The organism is Paludibacterium paludis, from assembly GCF_018802605.1.
Taxonomy (GTDB): Bacteria; Pseudomonadota; Gammaproteobacteria; order Burkholderiales; family Chromobacteriaceae; genus Paludibacterium; species Paludibacterium paludis.
On the sequence record NZ_CP069161.1, the window covers coordinates 4,048,328 to 4,069,732 of the forward strand.

The 21,405-nt window shown below is 63.2% G+C and carries 22 protein-coding genes; 6 read left to right on the forward strand and 16 right to left on the reverse strand.

What is annotated here, in order from left to right; genetic code table 11:
• Nucleotides 1–101: 101 nt before the first annotated feature.
• The gene (gene ppc / locus JNO50_RS18760; protein ID WP_189531815.1) at nucleotides 102–2,780 is read right to left on the reverse strand and encodes a phosphoenolpyruvate carboxylase; all 2,679 of its coding nucleotides are present in this window, start codon (nucleotides 2,778–2,780) and stop codon (nucleotides 102–104) included.
• Nucleotides 2,781–2,932: 152 nt separating this feature from the next.
• Here ppc and hemC point away from each other — a divergent pair, with 152 nt between their 5' ends.
• Genes hemC through JNO50_RS18780 form a run of 4 tightly spaced genes read left to right on the forward strand, consistent with a single transcriptional unit; the run spans nucleotide 2,933 to nucleotide 6,832 of the window.
• Nucleotides 2,933–3,859: a hydroxymethylbilane synthase gene (hemC, locus tag JNO50_RS18765; RefSeq protein ID WP_189531812.1), complete on the forward strand. Its 927-nt coding sequence runs from the start codon at nucleotides 2,933–2,935 to the stop codon at nucleotides 3,857–3,859.
• A complete protein-coding gene (locus tag JNO50_RS18770) occupies nucleotides 3,859–4,599 on the forward strand; it encodes a uroporphyrinogen-III synthase (RefSeq protein WP_189531811.1) in 741 nt (246 codons plus the stop codon). The genes hemC and JNO50_RS18770 overlap by 1 nt, the downstream gene beginning before the upstream one ends.
• Nucleotides 4,596–5,621: a uroporphyrinogen-III C-methyltransferase gene (locus tag JNO50_RS18775; protein WP_189531809.1), complete on the forward strand. Its 1,026-nt coding sequence runs from the start codon at nucleotides 4,596–4,598 to the stop codon at nucleotides 5,619–5,621. Before JNO50_RS18770 ends, JNO50_RS18775 begins: the two co-directional genes overlap by 4 nt.
• A gap of 2 nt (nucleotides 5,622–5,623) precedes the next feature.
• On the forward strand, nucleotides 5,624–6,832 hold the full coding sequence (locus JNO50_RS18780) for a heme biosynthesis HemY N-terminal domain-containing protein (RefSeq protein ID WP_189531807.1): 1,209 nt from the start codon (nucleotides 5,624–5,626) through the stop codon (nucleotides 6,830–6,832).
• A gap of 156 nt (nucleotides 6,833–6,988) precedes the next feature.
• Here the strand turns inward: JNO50_RS18780 and JNO50_RS18785 are convergent, their stop codons facing one another.
• From JNO50_RS18785 to JNO50_RS18825, 9 genes are all read right to left on the reverse strand, one after another.
• The gene (locus tag JNO50_RS18785) at nucleotides 6,989–7,369 is read right to left on the reverse strand and encodes a HepT-like ribonuclease domain-containing protein (RefSeq protein ID WP_189531805.1); all 381 of its coding nucleotides are present in this window, start codon (nucleotides 7,367–7,369) and stop codon (nucleotides 6,989–6,991) included.
• A complete protein-coding gene (locus JNO50_RS18790) occupies nucleotides 7,366–7,656 on the reverse strand; it encodes a nucleotidyltransferase family protein (protein ID WP_189531803.1) in 291 nt (96 codons plus the stop codon). The genes JNO50_RS18785 and JNO50_RS18790 overlap by 4 nt, the downstream gene beginning before the upstream one ends.
• Before the next feature lie 219 nt (nucleotides 7,657–7,875).
• Complete coding sequence (locus tag JNO50_RS18795; protein ID WP_189531801.1) at nucleotides 7,876–8,304, reverse strand: organic hydroperoxide resistance protein; 429 nt, start codon at nucleotides 8,302–8,304, stop codon at nucleotides 7,876–7,878.
• Nucleotides 8,305–8,395: 91 nt separating this feature from the next.
• Nucleotides 8,396–8,860, reverse strand: coding sequence for a MarR family winged helix-turn-helix transcriptional regulator (locus JNO50_RS18800; protein WP_189531799.1), 465 nt, complete (start codon nucleotides 8,858–8,860; stop codon nucleotides 8,396–8,398).
• Nucleotides 8,861–8,967: 107 nt separating this feature from the next.
• Nucleotides 8,968–10,338 (reverse strand): NAD(P)(+) transhydrogenase (Re/Si-specific) subunit beta, encoded by a 1,371-nt coding sequence (locus JNO50_RS18805; RefSeq protein ID WP_189531797.1) that lies wholly within the window; start codon nucleotides 10,336–10,338, stop codon nucleotides 8,968–8,970.
• Between the two features lie 9 nt (nucleotides 10,339–10,347).
• Nucleotides 10,348–10,641, reverse strand: a complete 294-nt coding sequence (locus JNO50_RS18810) for a proton-translocating transhydrogenase family protein (RefSeq protein ID WP_189531795.1) — start codon at nucleotides 10,639–10,641, stop codon at nucleotides 10,348–10,350.
• A 22-nt stretch (nucleotides 10,642–10,663) separates the two neighbouring features.
• Nucleotides 10,664–11,785, reverse strand: coding sequence for a Re/Si-specific NAD(P)(+) transhydrogenase subunit alpha (locus JNO50_RS18815; protein WP_189531793.1), 1,122 nt, complete (start codon nucleotides 11,783–11,785; stop codon nucleotides 10,664–10,666).
• A gap of 393 nt (nucleotides 11,786–12,178) precedes the next feature.
• On the reverse strand, nucleotides 12,179–12,919 hold the full coding sequence (locus tag JNO50_RS18820) for a substrate-binding periplasmic protein (RefSeq protein WP_189531791.1): 741 nt from the start codon (nucleotides 12,917–12,919) through the stop codon (nucleotides 12,179–12,181).
• Between the two features lie 229 nt (nucleotides 12,920–13,148).
• A complete protein-coding gene (locus JNO50_RS18825; RefSeq protein ID WP_189531789.1) occupies nucleotides 13,149–14,660 on the reverse strand; it encodes an MFS transporter in 1,512 nt (503 codons plus the stop codon).
• A gap of 78 nt (nucleotides 14,661–14,738) precedes the next feature.
• Here JNO50_RS18825 and JNO50_RS18830 point away from each other — a divergent pair, with 78 nt between their 5' ends.
• Nucleotides 14,739–15,680, forward strand: a complete 942-nt coding sequence (locus tag JNO50_RS18830; protein WP_189531787.1) for a LysR family transcriptional regulator — start codon at nucleotides 14,739–14,741, stop codon at nucleotides 15,678–15,680.
• Here JNO50_RS18830 and JNO50_RS18835 read toward each other — a convergent pair.
• Entirely contained in the window at nucleotides 15,580–16,323 is a 744-nt protein-coding gene (locus tag JNO50_RS18835; RefSeq protein WP_215796429.1) for a hypothetical protein, read from the reverse strand. The two genes, JNO50_RS18830 and JNO50_RS18835, sit on opposite strands and share 101 nt — an antisense overlap.
• Nucleotides 16,324–16,874: 551 nt before the next feature.
• On the opposite strand from JNO50_RS18835, the gene JNO50_RS19330 reads away from it, so the two are divergent.
• Nucleotides 16,875–17,054: a hypothetical protein gene (locus JNO50_RS19330; RefSeq protein ID WP_373298308.1), complete on the forward strand. Its 180-nt coding sequence runs from the start codon at nucleotides 16,875–16,877 to the stop codon at nucleotides 17,052–17,054.
• A gap of 305 nt (nucleotides 17,055–17,359) precedes the next feature.
• Here JNO50_RS19330 and mnmE read toward each other — a convergent pair whose 3' ends face one another.
• The 5 genes from mnmE to rpmH all read right to left on the reverse strand — a co-directional run bounded on the left by mnmE (nucleotide 17,360) and on the right by rpmH (nucleotide 21,140).
• Nucleotides 17,360–18,706, reverse strand: coding sequence for a tRNA uridine-5-carboxymethylaminomethyl(34) synthesis GTPase MnmE (gene mnmE, locus JNO50_RS18845; protein WP_189532140.1), 1,347 nt, complete (start codon nucleotides 18,704–18,706; stop codon nucleotides 17,360–17,362).
• A gap of 89 nt (nucleotides 18,707–18,795) precedes the next feature.
• On the reverse strand, nucleotides 18,796–20,430 hold the full coding sequence (gene yidC, locus JNO50_RS18850) for a membrane protein insertase YidC (protein ID WP_189531781.1): 1,635 nt from the start codon (nucleotides 20,428–20,430) through the stop codon (nucleotides 18,796–18,798).
• A gap of 19 nt (nucleotides 20,431–20,449) precedes the next feature.
• A complete protein-coding gene (yidD, locus tag JNO50_RS18855) occupies nucleotides 20,450–20,659 on the reverse strand; it encodes a membrane protein insertion efficiency factor YidD (RefSeq protein WP_189531779.1) in 210 nt (69 codons plus the stop codon).
• Nucleotides 20,635–20,997, reverse strand: coding sequence for a ribonuclease P protein component (gene rnpA, locus JNO50_RS18860; RefSeq protein ID WP_189531777.1), 363 nt, complete (start codon nucleotides 20,995–20,997; stop codon nucleotides 20,635–20,637). Before rnpA ends, yidD begins: the two co-directional genes overlap by 25 nt.
• Before the next feature lie 8 nt (nucleotides 20,998–21,005).
• Nucleotides 21,006–21,140: a 50S ribosomal protein L34 gene (gene rpmH / locus JNO50_RS18865; RefSeq protein ID WP_136554387.1), complete on the reverse strand. Its 135-nt coding sequence runs from the start codon at nucleotides 21,138–21,140 to the stop codon at nucleotides 21,006–21,008.
• Nucleotides 21,141–21,405 lie beyond the last annotated feature (265 nt).

A 21,405-nucleotide genomic window follows, 5' to 3' on the forward strand; every position in this document is an offset into this window, starting at 1 on the left:
GGCAACGCCCCTTCATGCGAAGGGAATAGAAAAATGGAATACCGATTATAAGCACAAGGAGCGGACGGCGTGAGACCGATTCGCGCCGCCCGCCCATCCGGTCATCCGCTGTTGCGCAAACCGGCCGAAATGCCGTTGATGGTCAAATGAATCGCGTAGAGCGTTTCCTCGTCATCCGGGTCGTCCCTCAAGCGGCTGAGCAATTCGACTTGCAGGAAGCTGAGCGCATCGAGGTAGGGCAGCCGTATGGCGAGACTGCGCGCCAGCGTCGGGTTGAACTCCAGCAGCCGGGTTTGCCCGGTGATGGCGAACAAGGCGTCGAGGGTTTTTTGCCATTCGCCGCCAATGGCGCCGAACAGCGTGTCCGCCAGCGCCCGGTCGGACACCAGCGATGCGTAGTGGCGCGCGATCGACAGGTCGGCCTTGGCCATCACCTGTTCCATGTTGGACAAGGCGACCTGGAAGAAGCCCGAATCCCGGTACAGCGTCCTGAGCCGGCCAAGCCCCTCGTCACCATGGCGCGCGAGAAACGCCGACACGGCCGAGCCGAATCCGAACCAGCCAGGCAGCATCACGCGCGATTGCGACCAGGAGAACACCCAGGGGATGGCGCGCAGGTCGCGGATCGACGACAGACTCTTGCGCGAAGCCGGACGGCTGCCGATATTGAGCCTGGCGATGGCGTGGATCGGTGTCGCCTCGAGAAAGTACTGCATGAACCCGGGCGTTTCCACCAGGGCGCGATAGGCGCGGTACGCCGAGGCCGACAGTTCGTCGAACACCCCGGCGTCGGTTTCGCATCCGGCAAAGCTGGCGAGACTGGCCTCCAGCGTCGCCGCGGTCAGCGCCTCCAGGTTCCGCAGACCGATATCCGGATCGGAATACTTGGAAGCGATCACTTCGCCCTGCTCGGTGATGCGGATACGCCCGGCGACCGAGCCGCACGGCTGCGCCATGATCGCCTCGTAGGACGGACCGCCGCCTCTCCCCACCGAACCGCCGCGTCCGTGGAACAGGCGCATGCGCACGTTCGCGGAAGCGAACAGCGTCACCAGCCGGCGTTCCGCCTGATAAAGCTCCCACTGGCTGGTCAGGTAGCCGCCGTCCTTGTTGCTGTCCGAATAGCCGAGCATGACTTCCTGCATGCGCCCGCGGCTGTCGAGCAGGCTCTGGTACCAGGGATCGTCGAACAGGGTTTGCATGACTTCGCGGCTGCGCGACAGGTCGCCGATGGTCTCGAACAGCGGCACGAGATTGACGCTGGCCTGCGGTTTGCCGTCGCGATAGCGGATAAGCCCGGTTTCCTTGAGGATCAGCGCCAGAGCCAGCAGGTCGGACGCATGCGCGCAATTGGAAATGATGCTCTGCCCGATCGCGCCGTCGCCGAAGGCGGCCTTCAGCTCGCGCGCCTCGGCGAATACCGCGAGCTCCTTGCGCGTTGTCTCGCTGTAGGAGCCCCACGGCGACAGCAAGGGACGCGGGGTCGCCAGTTCGCGGCGCAACGCCTCGCAACGCGCGGTCTCGTCAAGCCCGGAATAGTCGCCGAGTCCGCCCTGAGCGAACAGTTCGTCGACCACATTCTGGTGAAACTCCGCATGCTGGCGCAGATCCAGGGTCATCAAATGAAAGCCGAACAGATCCACCGCGCGGCACAGCCTCGAGAGCCGGCCGTCGGCAAGAAGCGCGCTGCCATGCAGGCACAGCGAGCGCGACACGGCCAACAGGTCGGCGCCGAACGCGGCGGCGTCCGCGTAGGCCTCGCCCGCGCCGAAACGCCCGCTGACCGTCAGGCCAAGACGCCGCGCCGTGCCTTCCAGCCGCGCTTCGATATGCGCGAGCGCGCGGCGGTATGGCTCCTCATTGCGGCTTTCCTCCCGATCGGGAGAGTGTTCGGCCAGGGCGGCCAGTTCGGCGCTGACCGCGACATGGCGCGAGGAGAGCGACAACTCGCGGTACAGGCCGGCCAGCTCGTGGAAGTAGTGGTCGAACGCCACCGTGGCCTGGCGCGTCATCGCCTGACGCAGCACCTTCGCGTCGACGAAAGGGTTGCCGTCCCGGTCGCCGCCGATCCAGCTGGCGATGCGGACGAACGACGGAATCTCGCACTCCTTGCCCCACTGCCCGGCGATCAGGCCAGCGAGCCGCTCATAGAGCCGCGGCATGGCCTGGAAGAAGGTCAACGGGTGGTAGGCCACGCCGTTTTCGATTTCGTCGCGCACCGTCAGCCGGAAATGCCGGATTTCCGAGGTCTGCCACAGGGCGAGAATGACGCGCTTGAGTTTCGTCTCGAGTTCGGCGAGTTCTTCGGGCAAGAGATCCGGCGCGTCCAGCAAAACCAGAAAACGCCGCACCGCGCGGTGGCCGTCCAGCACGCTCTGGCGCTGCACTTCGGTCGGGTGGGCCGTCATCACGGCCACCACGGAGGCTTCCGCGAGCAAACCCGCGAGCGCCTCGAAAGGGAGGCCGTCCTGGCGCAGGCGGGACACCGCCCGCGCAAGACTGCCCTGCTGGGGCGCCGAGCCGGCCAGCCGGTGCGCGCGGCGGCGGCGGGTATGGTGCAGATCCTCGGCGATATTGAACAGCTGCGCGTACAGCCCGCAGGCCCGAACCAGGGCCGCCATGCCGTCGTTGCCGATATCGTCCGGAATGCCCTGACGTCCGATATCGCGCATCGCGTCGAACAGCCGTTCGCCCTCCTGTTCCTTCAATACCTCGCCAAGCAGCCTCTCCAGCAGCGCAAGCGCGCGCCGAAGCGGCAGATCCTTTTCCATTTCGCTCATCCTGACCGCCTTTTGGTTGAATTCGCACATCTGCCGATGACTTTGTGACAGTTTGCCGCCCAAGGTCAAGTCTCGTCGCCGCTTCGGACGGGCGTCACTCCGCCGTCATGCTAGAATCGCGGTGCATTCATTTTTACTTCGCGGATCTTTTTATGAAGAAGTTCGTCATCGCCAGTCGTGAGAGTCGCCTTGCCATGTGGCAGGCCGAACACATCAAAGCCCGGCTGGAAACCCTCTACCCGGACGCGGAGGTGCGGATCCTGGGCATGACCACCCAGGGCGACCGCATTCTGGACAAGACCCTGTCCAAAATCGGCGGCAAGGGCCTGTTCGTGAAAGAGCTGGAGGCGGCGCTGATGGAAGGCCGCGCGGATCTGGCCGTGCATTCGATCAAGGATGTGCCGATGACGCTGCCCGAAGGATTCGCGCTGGCGGCGATCTGCGAGCGCGAAGATCCGCGCGACGCGTTCGTGTCGAACCGCCATGCGGCGCTCGCCGACCTGCCCGAAGGCGCCGTGGTCGGCACCTCCAGCCTGCGCCGCGAAGCCCAGTTGCGCCACCGTTTCCCCCACCTGCGGATTCTTCCGCTGCGCGGCAATGTCCAGACACGGCTCGCCAAGCTCGACAACGGCGAATACGACGCGATCATCCTCGCCGCCGCGGGTCTCAAGCGCTTGGGCCTAGGCGAGCGCATCCGCCACGAACTGGCCGTGGAGGAAAGCCTCCCCGCCCCGGGACAGGGCGCGCTCGGCATCGAAATCCGCGCCGACCGGGCCGACCTCGCCGCCCTGCTGATGCCGCTCAACGATCCGGACACCCACGCCTGTGTCAGCGCCGAACGCGCCCTGTCCCGCGCGCTCGGCGGCAGTTGCCAGATTCCTCTTGGCGCCTACGCGACCCTCGACGGGGAAACCTTGACGCTCAATGGCTTCGTCGCGCATCCGGACGGCTCGGTCATGCTGGCGGCCGATGCGGTGGCGCCCCGCGACTACGCCGATGCCTTGGGCCGTACCGTGGCCAGCAAGCTTGCCGACGCCGGCGCCCTGCCGCTGATCGAGGCGGTGCTCAAGGACGCGTGATGAGCCTCGCCGGCCGCTCCGTCCTTGTCGCCCGCCCGACGGGTCAATGCGGGCGGCTGCTCGCCCTGCTTCGCGAAGCGGGCGCCCGCGCGACGCATTTTCCGGTAATGGAGCTCGAGGCCGACCCTGTCGCGCTCGATGCGTTGCCCGACGCGGCGGACAAGGCCGACTGGCTGGTTTTCGTGAGCCCCGGCGTGATCGATCTGGCCTGGCCACGGCTTGCCGGCCATCCGGTCGCTGCCCGCCTGGCCTGCGTCGGCGCCGCCAGCGCCGCCAAACTCGCCGCCCTCTCGGGCCTCCCCGTGACGCATCCCTCCGACGGCAGTGACAGCGAAGCGTTGCTCGCGCTGCCCGAATTCGCGCAAATGGCCGGGCAGCGCGTGCTCATCGTGCGTGGCGAAGGAGGCCGTGCCACGCTCGCCGAAACCCTGACGGAACGAGGCGCGAACGTGTCGTTCGCCGAAGTCTACCGGCGTGTCGACGCTTCGCCCGACTGGAAGGACTTTGACAGACACCACCCCCAAGCGGTTATCCTGACATCCAGCGACATGGTGGAACGCTGGTTCCGCCTGGCTGGCCCGAGCCGGGCCGCGCAGTTACAATGTTTACTGTATTGCGTGCCGCACCCGCGCATCGCCGAACGCCTGGCGGGCCACGGGGCGACACGGATCGTGACAACCCGAGCCGGAGACGACGCACTGGTCGCCGGCCTCAGAGAATGGTTCTCCCGTCACCCATGAGCGAATTCCAAATCGTCGACCCCGTTAAACCCGCCCGCAGCAAGCTGGCGCTTCTGGCCCTGGCGGTGTCCCTCACCGCGCTGGGCGCTTCCCTCTGGCAGCTTTATGTCACCCGCGCCGATCTTGACGCGGTACGCGGCGAAGCGCAGCGCCACGCCGCGCAGGCCGGCGCCAGCACAGAAGCGAACCGGCGCCTGTCGGACGAGACCAAGGCGTCCGCCCGGCTGCTGGAGGCCCGCCTGGCCGCGCTCGAAGCGCGCCAGGGCGATGTCACCAACCAGATCGGCTCGCTCAACAGCCTCTACCAGGACCTGACCAGCAACCGGTCGGACTGGCTGCTGTCCGAGGCGGAGTACACCCTGACCATCGCCAGCCAGCAGTTGCAGCTGGCCGGCAATGTGCCCCTGGCCATCAATGCGCTCGAACGCCTCAACGCCAGGCTGGCCAAGACCGACCGGCCGCAACTGATCACAGTGCGCAAAAAGGTGGCGCGCGACCTTGCGCAGCTAAAAGGTCTGCCGGTGGTCGACACGGTGGGCCTGTCGGTCAAGCTCGACGCCCTGGCAAGCCAGGTCGACCAGCTGCCTTTGAGCGTGGATCAGCGCCAGGCGGCGCAGGAGAGCGCGCGCAAGCATGCCGCGGCTGCGGGCAGGCCGGCCTGGGAGCGTCTCCTTGACGACATGGTGGCGAGCCTTGGCGAACTTGTGCGCATCCGCCGCATGGACAAACCCGACGCCGTGCTGCTCTCCCCCGAGCAAACCCGAAACCTCAGGGAAAACCTCAAGCTGCGCCTGCTGGACGCGCGCCTGGCCCTGCTGCAGCGCGACGGCAGCAGTTTCAACGCCGATGTCGGCGCCGCGGCGCGCTACGTTAACCAGTACTTCGATACCCAGGCTCCGCTGACACGCCAATGGCTGGCGACGCTCGGCGAAGCCAAGGACGTGCCATTGTCGCTGGCCCTGCCGGACCTCGCGGACAGTCTGAAAGCGGTGCGCGATGCGCAAGGCCTGCAAGGGAGCTGACGGTGAAATTCGTTCTGTGGATTACCGGACTCTTCGCGCTGGCCGTGCTGCTCGGCCTGTTGTCCACCCTCAACACCGGTTACGCGATTCTTTTCGTTCCGCCCTGGCGGCTCGAGTTGTCGTTCAACCTGATGATCCTGGCGCTGATCACGCTGGTGGCGCTGATGTATGGCGCGTTGCGGCTGATCGCCCTGGCGACCGGCCTGCCCGGCGAAGTCCGGCGTTTTCAGCGGCAGCGCAAGCTCAAGGCTTCGCGTCACGCTTTGCGCGAAGCCGGCATCGCCTTTTTCGAGGGACGTTTCCAGCGCGCCGAGCGCGAAGCGCAAAAGGCGATGGATGACGAGTATGCCCCGGAAAACCGCGCCCTCGCGCTGCTGATCGCCGCCCGTTCCGCCGGATCGACGCGCGATCTGGCCAAGCGCGACGACTACCTCGCCAGGTTGGAGGCGCTGCCCGAACGGCTGCAGCTGGCGCGCCACATGCTGGATGCCGAACTGAAATTCGAAACCCAGGATCTGACGGGCGCGCTCCTCGCCCTGGAAAAGGCGCGCGAACTCTCGCCCAACCTGACGAGCGCGCTGCGCCTGGAACTGAAGGTGCGCATGCTGCAACGCCAGCCCGAGGCGGTGCTCGCGCTCACCGAGAAGCTTCTGAAGGCCGACGCGATGGAACCGGCGCAGGCGCGCCACTACCGGCTCGCCGCCTACACCCAGCAACTGGCTGGCATGGTCAATTCGAACGAGGTACGCGACTGGCTGCGCCGGATCCCCGAGACGGAACGCAGGAACGCTCAACTCGTCGGCGCCGTGGTGGCCCGGCTGATTCTGGTGGAAGACTTCGACTACGCCGCGACCCTGCTGTCCGAGGCCCTGGCCGACAATGATCAGGCGACCCCGGAACTCGCCCGCGAGCTGTTCCAGATCGCCGAGTCGCTGGCGTCGGAAACCCGGCTGTCGTTGCTCAAGGCCGCCGAAGGCTGGCTCAAGGGCCGTCCGCGCGACCACATGCTGCTGCTGGCCCTGGGACGCCTGGCCTACGCGGAACAGCTGTGGGGCAAGGCGCAAAGCTACCTCGAAGCCAGCGTGTCGATCCAGCCATCGCTCAGCGCCCACGCCGAGCTGGTGCGGCTATTCGAAGCGACCGGACGGGAAGAGAAAGTCGAGCACCATTACCGCCTGTGTCTCGACCTCGCTCTGGAAAAGGGACTATGATCACGCCCGCGTCAGCGTGGCCCTGACGTTGCCGCGCGTGGCGTTCCAATAGGGGCAAATGGGGTGCGCCGCTTCAATCAGCGAAGCGGTCGGTTCCAGCCGTCGTAACGTCGGAGCGGTCGCGCCGGTCCAGAGCAAGCGGTTCGAAGACAGCCGTCAATCAGGGACCGCTCGGCCATCCTGGCCGCCGATAACCCGACGCACGATAGACAATTGCATGAGCAGTTCCGGCAACGCGGTCTGGACGGTGTCCCACACCACATCGACGTTGATGTCGAAATAACCGTGCGCGATGCGGTTGCGCATACCACGCATGCCCCGCCACGGTACAGCAGGATGCGCCAAGGCGAACTCGGCGTAGCCATCCATCACCTTCGTGGCGGCCTCCCCGATGATGATCGGGCTCATGATGACAGACTGCTGGGTTCGCTTGTCCCCGACAAACCCCTTTTTGTCCACCCCCTCCACAAAGCTGCAGGCATCTGTCGCGGCTTGCCGGATGTGGTCCAGGTAGTCGGCCAAGCGGTTTTCATTCATACCGGCCGCGCCTCCGCAAGCACCTTGGCCCGGAACTTGGCTGGCAAATCCCCGGGGGTCAATAGATCGACGTGGAGGCCGAGCAGCGATTCCAGTTCGTCTTGCAGGCCTCCCAGATCGAACAGAGTCGCACCGGGCAAGGCATCAACCAGCAGGTCAAGATCACTGCCATCCTGGTCGGTGCCATGCAGCGCCGAACCAAAAACACGCGGGTTGGTCGTGGGGAAGCGGCTGATCACTTCGCGCACAGCGCTTCGCTTCAGGTTGAGCGCAACGGACGGTCGCATGCGCATCCTCTCTTAATCGAAACTCATTGAGATGCGATGCAATCGGACATAAAGCTTCAAGCGCTATTTTCGCGAGAACCTGTGCCACGATTTGCGTGCCCTGACCAATGTGTCTCAATGCGGCGAGTTCCAAAGAAAGCTCATTTCCCGACATGAACGCCTGTCGGTATCACCGACCCTGGCGGCTTGCCAAGGGTCTCGACCCGGGATCGCCGGCAATCACGCCTGCGTCAGCGTTACCCTGACGTTGCCGCGCGTGGCGTTCGAATAGGGGCAAATGCGGTGTGCCGCTTCGATCAACGAAGCGGCCGCCTCGCGCTCCAGACCCGGTAACGAAATGCGCAGTTCGACCTCGATGCCGAAGCCGTGTTCGATCGGTCCGATGCCGACGCGCCCGGTCACCGCCACCTCATGCGGCAACTTCACCTTGGCCTGCATGGCCGCCACCTTCAGCGCGCCGATGAAGCAGGCCGAATACCCGGCGGCGAACAGCTGCTCCGGGTTGGTACCGTCGCCCCCCATGCCGCCCAGCTCCCTGGGTGTCGACAAGTCGACCGACAGCGCCTTGTCGTCCGATTCGGCGCGCCCGTCGCGGCCACCGTACGCGGTCGCTTCCGCGGTGTAGAGGACTTTAGTCAGTTCAGCCATGTCTTTCTCCTGAAATCCGGCGGTCCCGCCGCCTGTCAATATTGAACTATTAAATAGCGCACGATATAAATGCCCCACAAACAGCGGAGAGCTAGCTGTCCAAAAGCCCGTCTCGCAGACCCGCCAAGGCATCGCGCAAGCCGGCCAGTTCATCGACAGGGAGCCTGCTTCGGCACAGCAGACTGCCCGGGATGGCGTGCGCGCTTTCCCGCAATGCCCGGCCGCTAGCGGTCAGTGAGACCAGCACGACACGTTCGTCCGCGCGGTCGCGCTCGCGGGTCAGCCAGCCGGCCGCCTCCATGCGTTTGAGCAGCGGGGTCAGCGTGGCGGAGTCCAGATACAACCGGTGCCCGATTTCGGACACGGTCCGCCTGTCGTTTTCCCACAACACCAGAAACACCAGGTATTGCGGATAGGTGATGCCCAGCGGCTTGAGCGCGTCCCGGTAGACCTTGTTCATCGCAAGCGATGCCGAATACAGGGCGAAGCATAACTGGTCGTCCAGATTCAGAGAGGCGTTGCCGGATAGCGTCCGAGCGGTTTTGTGTGTGGTCATACCGCCATATTATATAGTGCACTATTTTATTGCAAGCAATAAGAATTAATGAGCACGAAAAAACCCCGCCCGGGCAAGGGGCGGGGTGAATGGAGCGTGTCCGCGGCTTAATGCGCCACGCACTTGACCAGCTCTTCGACGACCTTTTTCGCATCGCCGAACACCATCATGGTCTTGTCCATGTAGAAAAGATCGTTATCCAGACCGGCGTAGCCGGCATTCATGGAACGCTTCACCACGATGACGGTGCGGGCCTTGTGCGCCTCCAGGATCGGCATGCCATAGATCGGGCTGCTCTTGTCCTTCTGGGCCGCCGGGTTCACCACGTCATTGGCGCCGATCACCAGCACCACATCCGTGTTGGAGAAATCCGAATTGATTTCTTCCATTTCCTGTACGTGGTCATACGGCACCTCGGCTTCGGCAAGCAGCACATTCATGTGGCCCGGCATGCGGCCGGCCACCGGATGGATGGCGTAGCGCACCTTGACGCCCTGCTCGCCAAGCAGCTCGGCGAACTCCTGCAAGGCATGCTGCGCGCGCGACACGGCAAGACCGTAGCCCGGCACGATGATCACCGAATCCGCGTGGCCCATCAGGAACGCCGCGTCTTCTGGCGAGCCGCTTTTGTAATGACGCGGGCCGCCCGGGCCGGCAGCGGTTTCGGCCACTTCCGCGCCGAAGCCGCCCAGCAGCACGGACACGATGGACCGGTTCATCGCGCGGCACATGATGTAGGACAGAATCGCACCGGAGGAACCCACGCACGCGCCGCCGATGATCAGCACCGGGTTGTTGAGGGTAAAGCCGATACCGGCCGCCGCCCAGCCCGAATAGGAGTTGAGCATCGACACCACCACCGGCATGTCGGCGCCACCGATCGGAATGATCAGGGTCACACCCAGAACAAGGGCGATCGCGATCATGATCAGGAAAGCTCCCTGGCTGTCGGTGGCGAAATAGGCGAAACCGAACCCCACCATGGACAGGGCGAGCACCAGGTTCAGCAGGTGCTGGCCACTGAAATTGATGGCGCGCGAACCGAACCGGCCCGACAGCTTGCCATAGGCGATCACGGAGGCGGTGAAGGTGATGGCCCCGATGAACGCGCCGATGAACAGCTCAACCTTCTGCACCGGGCTGTGCGTCAGGCCCGTATGGTAGATCGACGCCACGGCGATCAGCACGGCCGACAGACCGACCAGCGAGTGCATCGCGGCGACGAGCTCCGGCATGGCCGTCATTTCGACGGTGCGCGCGCGCCAGGCGCCGATCAGGCCCCCCGCCGCGATAGCGCCGCCGATCAGCGCCCACACCGGCTTGTCCATGATCAGGAAGGTGGTGATCACGGCGATCAGCATCCCGACGATGCCGAACAGATTGCCGCGACGCGCCGAAGCCGGGGAGGACAGGCCCTTGAGCGCCAGGATGAAGAGCACCGCCGCGACGAGATAAAGAATTGCGGAAAGATTTTGCATGGTCGTCGCTTACCTCTTCTTCTTGAACATGTCGAGCATGCGCTGGGTCACAAGGAATCCCCCGAAAATATTGATGCTCGCCAGGAAAATCCCGATGGCCCCGAGAACCGAGGTCAGGGTGATCGTCTCGCCGTTGATGTCGACGACCTGAAGCAGCGCGCCGACGACGATGATGCCGGAAATGGCGTTGGTCACCGCCATCAACGGGGTGTGCAGGGCCGGGGTGACATTCCATACCACGTGATAACCGACAAAAACGGCCAGCACGAAAATGGTCAGACTGATGATGAATGGATCCATCATGAGAGCTCTCCTTTCGCCGAGGTCAGGCCGACGCGCCAAAGCGCACCGCACCCTCGTGGGTCACGAGCGTGGCGGCCAGCAGATCGTCGTCGAGATTGATCGAAAACCCTTCCTTGGTCAGCATCAGCTGCAAGAAGGTCAGGAGGTTGCGCGCGAACAGGTTCGAGGCGTCGGCGGCGATGAGGCCCGGCAGATTCAGGGTTCCCACCACGCTCACACCATTCCCGGTCACCACCACCTCGCCCGGGCGGGTCTGGGCGACGTTGCCGCCGCTCTCCGCGGCGAGGTCGATGATCACGGAACCGGAGCGCATCGCTTCGACGGTCGCCGCTTCGATGAGGCGCGGAGCCGGTTTGCCCGGAATCAGCGCCGTGGTGATGATGATGTCGGCCTGGCGGGCATGTTTGTCGACCAGTTCGCTCTGGCGGCGGCGGTAGTCTTCCGACATTTCGCGCGCGTACACGCCGTCGTTGGCGGCCTTTTCTTCGTCGGTCATCGGCACTTCGACGAATTTCGCTCCCAGCGACTCGACCTGTTCCTTGGTGGCGGGGCGCACATCGAAGGCCTCCACCACCGCGCCCAGGCGCTTGGCGGTGGCGATCGCCTGCAAGCCGGCCACGCCGACGCCGAGGATCAGGACGCGGGCCGGTTTCACGGTGCCCGCCGCGGTCATCAGCATCGGCATGAAGCGCGGATAATACTGAGTGGCCAGCAGCACCGCGCGGTAACCGGCGATGTTGTTCTGGGACGAAAGAATGTCCATGGACTGCGCGCGGGTCGTGCGCGGCAGCAGCTCCATCGCGAAAGCGGAGAGATTCTTCTCGGCCATGCGCGGCAGCAGGGGATTGGAATAGGGATTGAGCAGCGAAATGACGGCGGCGCCGGCACGGATCTCGTCGATCTCGTGGACGTCCAGCGGTCGGATTTTCAGCAGGATGTCGGCGTTGGCCAGTACGTCGGCGCGGCTGGCAAGCACGGTCGCGCCCGCGTCGGCGTAATCCTTGTCGGAAACGGCGGCCCGCAGGCCCGCCCCTTCCTCGACAACCACCTGATGTCCCAGGGCGATGATTTTCCGGACGGTTTCCGGCGTCGCGGCTACGCGCGTCTCGCTGGCTGTTCGCTCGGCCACGATGGCGATGAGCATGGTTTTCCTTTCCTGAATGACATGAAATCGATTCAAAAACGACGTTATCCAACTCCCGTGCCGCAGCGATTTCGAACGGACGTTTGAATTCAATGTAATTCAAACTTTTGATAAGGCGCAATATTTTTATAAATTTGCGACATTATCCAATTCGCAAAATATGCTGCGACGCAACAGATGATAAAAGTTCGCCCACGCTATCCTAGTACAGAAGCCAGAGTGCTTGCCGTGACAAATATCAGGTTTTACTCATATTCAATGAGGCAACTAGCTTGCAACCCCACATTTAATGCAGAATAAATACCCATTACAGCGCGTTGATATTACAGAAGAATTTTTGGATACAACAGAAAAAACCACGCAAAAGGAGCCGCTGACCACTCGGCCACCCCGTCAAGGATGGGATCTACCTTCGATCGGAGCCAGCACTTTGGCGCCGAAACCTTCCAGAGTCATGGCGCGCAGCACGGCGGACAAACGGCTTTTGTGTGCCATGAAGGATGAGCGCCGCGACAGCCCGACATAGCGGGGAACACTCAACTCGATATGGTAAGGGGTTTCGACAATCCTGCCTTCAAGGTGATGCCGACGAATCAGCCACCAGGCTTCGGCCCGGTTGAAAATGGCCGAATCCACGCGTCCGGCCGCCAGCTTTTGCATGTTGGACGGGCTGTCCGGCGCGCTATCCTTGGCCAGCTGGGTATCTTCATCAAAGCGGGGAAAATAGCGCACGCTGTCGACCACCCCGATATGCCGGCTCCGCAGATCGCCATAGTTGCGCAAAGGACGCGTATCGCCGCGGCTGACAAAAAACGCCATCACGGCCGGCGGCGCGAAGGGCGGATCGAGAAACTCGATGACACGCCGGCGCTCTTCCGTTGGCGTGAATCCGAGCACGATATCCGCTTCGCCGCGCTCGAGCATGGCAAGACAGCGGCGCACGGGACAGACCCGGACTTCGAGGGGCACCCCCATGCGCCGCGCTATCTCGCTGGCGAAATCGAGGTAAGGACCGGAGGGACGACCGTCGGCATCTGTGGCCAACCACGGGGGCAAGGTCTGGAAAACCATCACCAGGGGCGCGGCCCACGTGTTGGCCAGCGGAAGCGACAGACCGGCGAGCAGGCCCAGCATACGAACAACTCGAAGACGCATCGGCATGACAAAAGAGTGCGGAATATGGCGGAAGTTTCACATGCCGCATGAATTTCGCCAAGTGCAATTGTGTCAAGGTTTGCTCAAACGCAATGAACCCGCCCCACACCAACCCGTGTCATCAACGCTCGATCGCTAGCCCGCATGATTGGCGCGGTCTGCGAAGGCATGGCGGGTCCGGCCCGGACGGCGTTTTTCAAGCGGCAGTTCAACGGATCCGGCGCGCCACACACACCCCGCAGGCTGTCGCCAGCGCCACGACGGCCATGCCCCAGAAAAAATCCCGGCAGGCCATCAAGGTGGCCTGATGGTCGATCTCCCCGGCGAGGCGCAACAGCGCGGCGGGTTCCGGGTTGCCAAGCAGCCCCCAGGGATCCGGACCGCCCGCCGCCGTGCCGTAGCCCGGCCGTATCGCCGCGCTGGTCTCGGCCAGACGGCTGTAATGCAGATTGCCGCGCATCTGCATGATGATCGTCGCCACCGACAATCCCACCGAATTGGCCACTTCGCGCATGGAGTTTTTCACTTGATAGGCATGGCTGAACACTTTTTCGTCAATGCCCCGGAATGTACTGGCGGCGGCCGTGCCCAGCGCGAACGGCATGAACAGGGTGTTGAGCAGGATCAACGGCCAGATCATCGACGACAGCGTGCTCTCCTGGCCAAGATCGCTCATCAGCCAGCCGAACGCGCACAAGCCTGCCAGGCTGACCAGCAGATAAGGTTTGAGGGCGGGCCAGCGCATCATCAAGGCAAGGTGCAGCGGAATCGTGAGCAATCCGGCCAGACTGGTCAGTCCGAGCGACCAGCCGCTCGCCGTGACCGGAAATCCGAGGCCCTGCACCATGAAAATCGGCAGAATGTAGTTGCTGGCCGACACCACCAGGTAGCCGAAGCCGTAGATGCCCATGCCCAGCCAATAACGCCGACTGGAAAACTCGGCATAGGAAATCAGCGGCGTCCGATGACGCCAGTCAATCCACAGATAGGCCAGCAGCAGCATGGCGGCGAGTATGCCGGCCACCGCCAGCGAGGCGGGATGACCGAACAAGTCGTAGCGCGAGCGCTCCAGCATGAACTGCAGCAGGAACATGCCGAGCGTCAGCCACAGGATGGCCCAGGGATGCACCTTGTCGGGCTGCTCGTTTTCCACGGGCTCGTGCTCCGGCACGGAGTGCGCCACCATCCGGTCGACCAGCGCGGTCAGCGGCAGCATCACCCAGAACAACGCCCTCCAGGACCCCTGATCCAATAGCTCGGATGCCAGAATCGGAGCCAGCGCCGATCCCAGGGTAATGCCGAACGGAAGACACAGCAGCGCGGGGATGCGCTCCTTGCCGGAGTAATGGAGCACCTGAACGCGTGACGCCGTGAAAAAAGCCGAGCCGCCGACGGCCTGCACCATACGCCCCGCGATAAACACGGGCACCGAGTGCGCCGTGGCGCACAACACGGCGCCGGCGGCGAACGCCAGCAAGGACAGCCTCAGCATGCGGCGATATCCCAGCGTCTGAACCAGATAGCGGTGTCCGAGAATCACCACGACGGCAACCGTGGCGTAGCACGCGGCCGCCAGGCTGAATTCTTCCGGCGCGGCATCGATGCCGCCGGCGATGTAGCGCGAGGCGAACGACACCATGATGGTCTGCAGGTATTCCAGAAAGACGATGAATACAATACAGGCGTGATGCCATGTGAATGCACGGGAACGAGGTGACATGACGGGATTCGGGAACGACAAAGCGGCATTGTCCGGAAATCCTGGCCATCAGGGAAATCGATTGTCAAAATGAGAGTCATGCAGAAAATCGATATCCATCACGGCGACTTGCGCCGCATCGACCTCAATCTTCTGGTCGCTTTCGACGCCCTGATGCAGGAGCGCCATGTCAGCCGGGCCGCCGAGCGGCTGTTTCTCGGCCAGCCGGCCATGAGTCACATGCTGTCGCGCCTGCGGGACACGCTGAAAGACCCGCTGTTCGTGCGCAGCGGCAATCGCATGGAGCCCACCGCGCGCGCGCTGGAGCTCGCCCCGCGGATACGCCAGTGGCTCGACGAGGCCAATGATTTTTTGTTTCGGGAAACCGATTTTGATCCGGCCGCCGTCACGGCCCGATTCAGCCTGTCCGCTCCCGATGGACTCGAAGCCCTGCTGTTTCCCTCGCTGATCGCCGCGTTGCGCGCCGAAGCGCCCGGTGTGCAACTGCGCTCCTTGCTGCTGGAAACCGACCAGCAACTCGCCGCGCTCGACCGCGACGAGGTCGATCTGCTGTTCACCGCCGCGCCGCTGCCGCTGCGCGACTGGCACAACCACACGATACTCAGCGAGGCGGGGTTCTCCGCCGTGTATTCCCCGCGACAGACGACGCTTCCGGACACCCCGACGCTCGCCGACCTCGCCGCCTGCGACCAATTGGTCAGCAGCCACCGCGGCACGGCGGCGGGCGTGGTCGACCACCTGTTCACCGAGCGGGGCCTGACGCGCCGCATCGTTGCCCTTTCGGCGAGCCTGATGGCCACCGGCCACATCCTCAGCGAAGCGCCACTGATCTCAATTCAACCGAATCTGTATCTCCCTTTATTCGCCGACCGGCCGGATCTGGTTCATGTTCCGCTCCCCAGCGAAGCGACCCTGTGCATCAACCTGGTCTGGCACCGGCGCAACGATACCCATCCCCTGCATCGCTACCTGCGCGCGCTACTGATGCGCCACTTCGAGCAGCGGTTTCCCGCGGCCTAGACAGAAGAGCCGGAACTTCCGCTTCACCGGTGCGCATAGCAGACGATGGTTTGCAGACATCCACAGGCTTCACGTCTTCCACGGGTTGCAGTTCGGTCGAGTCTTGCGACGCGACGATTTCTCTTATTTGGTAATGGCAACGCTTTTTCTCCTCGTCGACATCGAGGAAAGCCTCATACTCCTTTCCCGCCTTGGGAATGAAGCTATACGCGCTTAATGGGCACTCGTATCCAGGCCCGGCGCCACTGGTCATCATCACCGTCAAGGGCTGACCGGCGTCAATGTGATATTCCTTGAAAAACGCTTTAGAGGCCAAACCGTGTCGTTCGGATAGACGCTTGGTGGTCGGGCTCTCGGGCATACCGATGCGGGTATTCGATATCGTTCCGATAAAAGAAGAGAGTGCCGCGCCGAGGGTCGACACCACTTCGGCGTTCGGAGGGCTGAAAAACCCAAGCTGGTAGCAGGCCTGGTTACGGTAGAACCACATCCCCGATCCGTTCTGACTGAACAGCCGGATCCGGGCGGTTTTCACCGGCTCTTGCTGTTGCGTCTCTTCAGCCTGGGCCTTGCCAGAAACACACAATGCGGAGCTGACCAGCACGGAGGAAACGCATGCCAAAAGCATTTTTTTATACACCATTTTCAACCCATTTCATTTAAATCAGCTTATCGACCACAGCCTAAATCGAATCGGTCCAATGGGCCATGACAAAAATTACCCGGATTGAATCCGCGCCATCCGTCACGGCATGGTGCAGGCAGTAATCGGGAGGCGGCATGCATTCTGTCGGAACAAGACAATGCGCAACGCCGCCATCACCCCAGCGATACCGGCGGCATGTAAGGTATGCCCACCTCTCATGCGCATTCATGATGAAAGAGAACCGAGATGTCGCCACTACCCTATTCGCTAGCCGCCAGCCTCGTTTTCGCCATGACGGCGCCACGGTGTCCACTCAGCAAATCCACGCATGCCCCGATGTCGCGGGCATTGCCCAGATTTGCGGTGCAAGGCAGGGTTGTACTTAATGAGGCCGCCGCGAGAGGAGGGGAAAATGGATCGGAGAAAATAGCATGGCCAGAGTGGGCGATCTGGCGAAAATGGCATTCGACAGCGCTTATCTCCTGAACAACAGGACACCACGATTCGTGAGCTGCGACTACATACACAACAAGGGAATAAGGGTTCGGATGGCACTCTTCACTGACGTACCGGCAACAGCGCTTGGCAATGCGTGGAGCGATGAGCCACAACGGGACGGAAGCACGCTGCCCGGCTGCCGCGGACCGGTTGCTTCCCGCTGCACCTTCACGCATCCCGCATTGATGCGGGGATGGCTTGGCGCCGGCAATGCCAGTCAGGCAGGATGATGCGGCACAACGTGCGGCTCATTTCCCGGCAACGCATCAGACATTGCCCTACGCTTGAACTCCGGGCCGCAAGCGGGGAGACGGACACGCCAACCGCAGAGGAATCAAAGGCAGCAGGCCAACGATGATGCAGACCCGGCTCCAGAAGTCCGAGTAAAGAATGCGCATAGGGAATCAGAAACGCCGCCGCGAACACCGTGGTACCTCATGATGCCGAGTGCGCTGCCAGGCAGCCCGGCGAGGCCGACGGTCATCAGCAAGCCCCTGGGCAATACCGGGAATAAGGCGACTTACCGGGCGGCGACCTATTTCCCGATGCAGAACCGGCTGAAGATCACCCCCAACAGATCGTCGGGGGTGAACTCGCCGGTGATTTCCGACAGGGCGTTCTGCGCGAGCCGCAACTCTTCGGCGAACAGCTCGACCTGCTGCCAGACCTCGGCGGCGGTCTCAAGATGCAAGGCGGCGCGGCGGATGGCGTCAAGGTGCCGCTCGCGGGCGAGGAACACGCCTTCGGAGGCGCTGTAGCCGATCAGGGACAACAGCCGCTTGCGCAGGATATCGACCCCTTCGAGCGTGCGGGCGGACAGCCGCACCACGGCATGGCCGTTTTCTTCCCCTTCGCCGGCCACGCCTTCGGCCAGATCGATCTTGTTGAACACGAAAATCCTCGGCAGGCCCGCCGGCAGACGCTCGAGAATGGCGTTCACTTCGGCGGTCACCCCTTCGCGGCTATCCGTCAGCACCAGCGCCACATCGGCGCCTTCCACCGCCTGCCAGGTTCGTTCGATGCCGATGCGTTCGACCACATCGGTGGTTTCGCGCAGACCGGCCGTATCGATGATGTGCACCGGCACGCCGTCGATGACGATTTCCTCGCGCACCGTATCGCGGGTGGTGCCCGCGATATCGGTGACGATCGCGATCTCGTCGCCGGCCAGCGCGTTCATCAGACTTGATTTACCGACATTGGGTTGCCCCACCAGCACCACACGCATCCCTTCGCGCAGGATCGCGCCCTGACGCGCGGTGCCGAGCACCTTGTCCAGCTGCCCGCGCAGACCGGACAACTTCCCCGCGGCATCCGCCGCCTCGAGAAAATCAATCTCCTCGTCCGGGAAATCCAGCGTGGCTTCGACCAGCATGCGCAAGGTGATGAGATCATCCGTCAGCGCACGGATTTCCCCGGAGAAGGCGCCCTTGAGCGATTTCAAGGCGCCGCGCGCGGCGCTTTCGCTCGCCGCGTCGATCAGGTCGGCCACGCTTTCGGCCTGGGCCAGATCGAGCTTGTCGTTCAGAAAGGCGCGCTTGGTGAACTCACCGGGCTCGGCATGACGCGCGCCCAGCTCGACGCAGCGGGCCAGCAGCATGTTCATCACCACCGGGCCGCCGTGCCCCTGCAGCTCGATGACGTCTTCGCCGGTGAAGGAGTTCGGTCCGGGGAAATACAGCAACAGACCGTTGTCGATGGCCGAACCGTCCCGCGCCACGAAATCGGTGTACAACGCGTAGCGCGGCCTGGGCGTTTTGCCCGCGCTGATCGCTTCGGCAAACGGCAACAGGTCGCGGCCCGAAATGCGGATGACCCCGACTCCCCCGCGCCCCGGCGCAGTGGCGATGGCGCAGATGGTGACGGGTGCGTAGGCTGGCATCATGTCGTTACCCTCGCTCTGAATGAAAAAAACGGCCAGCGGCCCTGTCGTGTCGGACAGGACGGCCGGCCGCTCGGGCTACCCGGTCGTCAGGACTGGGCCGCCGCTTTCTTGGCGTTTTCGATCTGGCGGTTGACGAACCACTGCTGAGCGATCGACAGCAGGTTGTTGACCACGTAGTACAGCACCAGACCGGCCGGGAAGAAGAAGAACATCACCGAGAAGGCTACCGGCATGATCTTCGCCATCTTCGCCTGCACCGGGTCCGTCGGCGGAGGATTCAGCATGGTCTGGATGAACATGGTGATTGCCATCAGGGCCGGCAGCACGTAGAACGGATCCGGACGCGCCAGGTCGTGAATCCACATCACCCACGGCGCTTCGCGCAGTTCCACCGCGGCGAGCAGCGCCGAGTAGAGCGCGAAGAACACCGGGATCTGGATCAGGATCGGCAGGCAGCCGCCGAGCGGATTGACCTTCTCGACCTTGTACATTTCCATCACGGCCTGCTGGAACTTCATGCGGTCGTCGCCGTGCTGTTCCTTCAGACGCTCAAGACGCGGCGCGAGGGCCTTCATCTTGGCCATCGAGCGGTACGACGCCGCGGTCAGCGGGTAGAACGCGCCCTTGATGATGATGGTCAGCAGCACGATCGCCCAGCCCCAGTTCTGCACCAGCGCGTGCAGCTTGACGAGCAGCCAGAACAGCGGCGCGGCGATGACGTGCACCCAGCCGTAGTCGCGGGACAGTTCGAGACCCTCGGCCACGCGGGTCAGGGTGTCGTAGTCTTCCGGACCGGCGTACAGCGGCATGGCGATGCTCGCGGTCGCGCCCGGCGCGATCGCGCCCAGCGCCACGGTCGCGGAAGCCGAGTACAGGCCATTGGCGGCCTTCAATTCGAAATGACAGCTCGCGGCGTCGCGGCACACGCTCTTGCCGTCCAGGGGTTTGAGCACCCAGGCGGACAGGAAGTAGTGCTGCAGCATGGAAACCCATCCGTTCTGGGTGGTCTGCGCGTAATCGGCCTTGTTCTTGTCAAGATCCGAGAACGACACCTTCTGGAACTTGTGCTCGGCGCTGTACACGGCCGGGCCGGTGAAGGTGTTGGCGAAACGCGTCTGGCCTTCCGGTTCCTTGCCGTCGCGCAGCAGGCGGAAATACGCCGTCGGCGCGAGTGGAACGGTGCCGGCATTGGTGATTTCGTAGCGGACGCGGATCAGGTACGAACCCTTGGTGAACTCGTAGATCTTGGCGACCTTAACGCCATCGGCCTCGGGCGCGGTCAGGCGCACCTCCAGCTTGTCGCCGCTCATCACATAGCTCGACTTCTCGGCGGAGAAGACGGTCTTGTGCGTCGGCAGGTCGGGACGGGTCGGATCGACAAGACCGGTCTGGGCGACATAAACACGGCCGCCCTTGTCGGTCATCAGCTCGTAGGGCTTCTTCTCGTCGGTGCTGGAGCCATGCTTGACCAGATCCAGCGTGCGCAGGTCGCCACCGACGGTGTCGATCTGGGCGCGGACCAGGTCCGTGCTGACGTTGATGCGTTGGCCAAATGCCAGGCGCGAAGCATCGGCAGGCTTGGCGGCCGCGCCTTTGGCGGAGTTGACGTCTTGTGTCTGCGCAACCGGCGCCGGGGCCGGCTTGGGCGGGAAGAAATGCTGCCAGAGCAGCAAGACGCCCAGGGACAAGACGATGAAGGAAATCAGTCGCTTGGAATCCATCTCTCGATATACCGGAAAGTTAGGGAACCGGGTCATAACCGCTGCCGCCCCAGGGGTGGCAACGAAGGATGCGCTTCATCGCAAGCCGCCCGCCACGCCACGCGCCATGGCGGCGAACCGCCTCGACAGCGTAGTGCGAGCAGCTGGGCGCGAACCGGCAGCGCGGCGCCAGCCAGGGGCTGATGGCGAGCTGGTAGAACCGGATCAGGATGACGAGGAAGCGCGACATCTGGCCAGTTTAGCAAAGAGTGCGGACAAAGCCACGACGGCTTCGGCGCGATTGCTCCGGTCGAACGGAACACGGGCGCGGACCACGTAATCGAGGCCGCCCAGTTCGGGCCGGTTCAGTCGGAACCATTCCCGCACGCTGCGCTTTATATAGTTCCGGCGCACCGCCCGCCGCGAGACCTTGCGGCCAACGACCAGTCCCAGACGGGCATGATCCAGTCCGTTGGGACGGGCGTACACCTGGAAAAAAGCATTGCTGCGCGCTTGCCGCAAACTAAAAACGGATGAAAATTCATCCGTTTTTAACAGCCGGTGCGCACGGCGAAAGCGATAGTCCAACGTCGTCGTTAGACGGAAAGGCGCTTGCGGCCCTTGGCGCGGCGAGCGGCCAGGACTGCGCGACCACCACGGGTCTTCGAACGAACGAGGAAGCCGTGGGTACGCTTGCGGCGGGTGGTGGAAGGCTGGTAAGTGCGCTTCATGATTGGTATTCCTATTTCGAAACGGAAAATAAACACGTGATTTGACGCGATTTACCCTGCTTTGTCAACCGCTTATTTTTCCGGAACCTGTGGATAACTCCGGCAAAAACCATTAGAATAGACAGGCTTACCCGTAGGTAGGCCTGCTTCCATGCCGAATATGCCCCGGCGCGGCTGACCTGAGAACAGTGGCGTCGTGGAACTCCCGCCACCCGTACCCACCGGGACATGGGCGGGATTTTTGCTTTTTATTGCGTAAACGTTG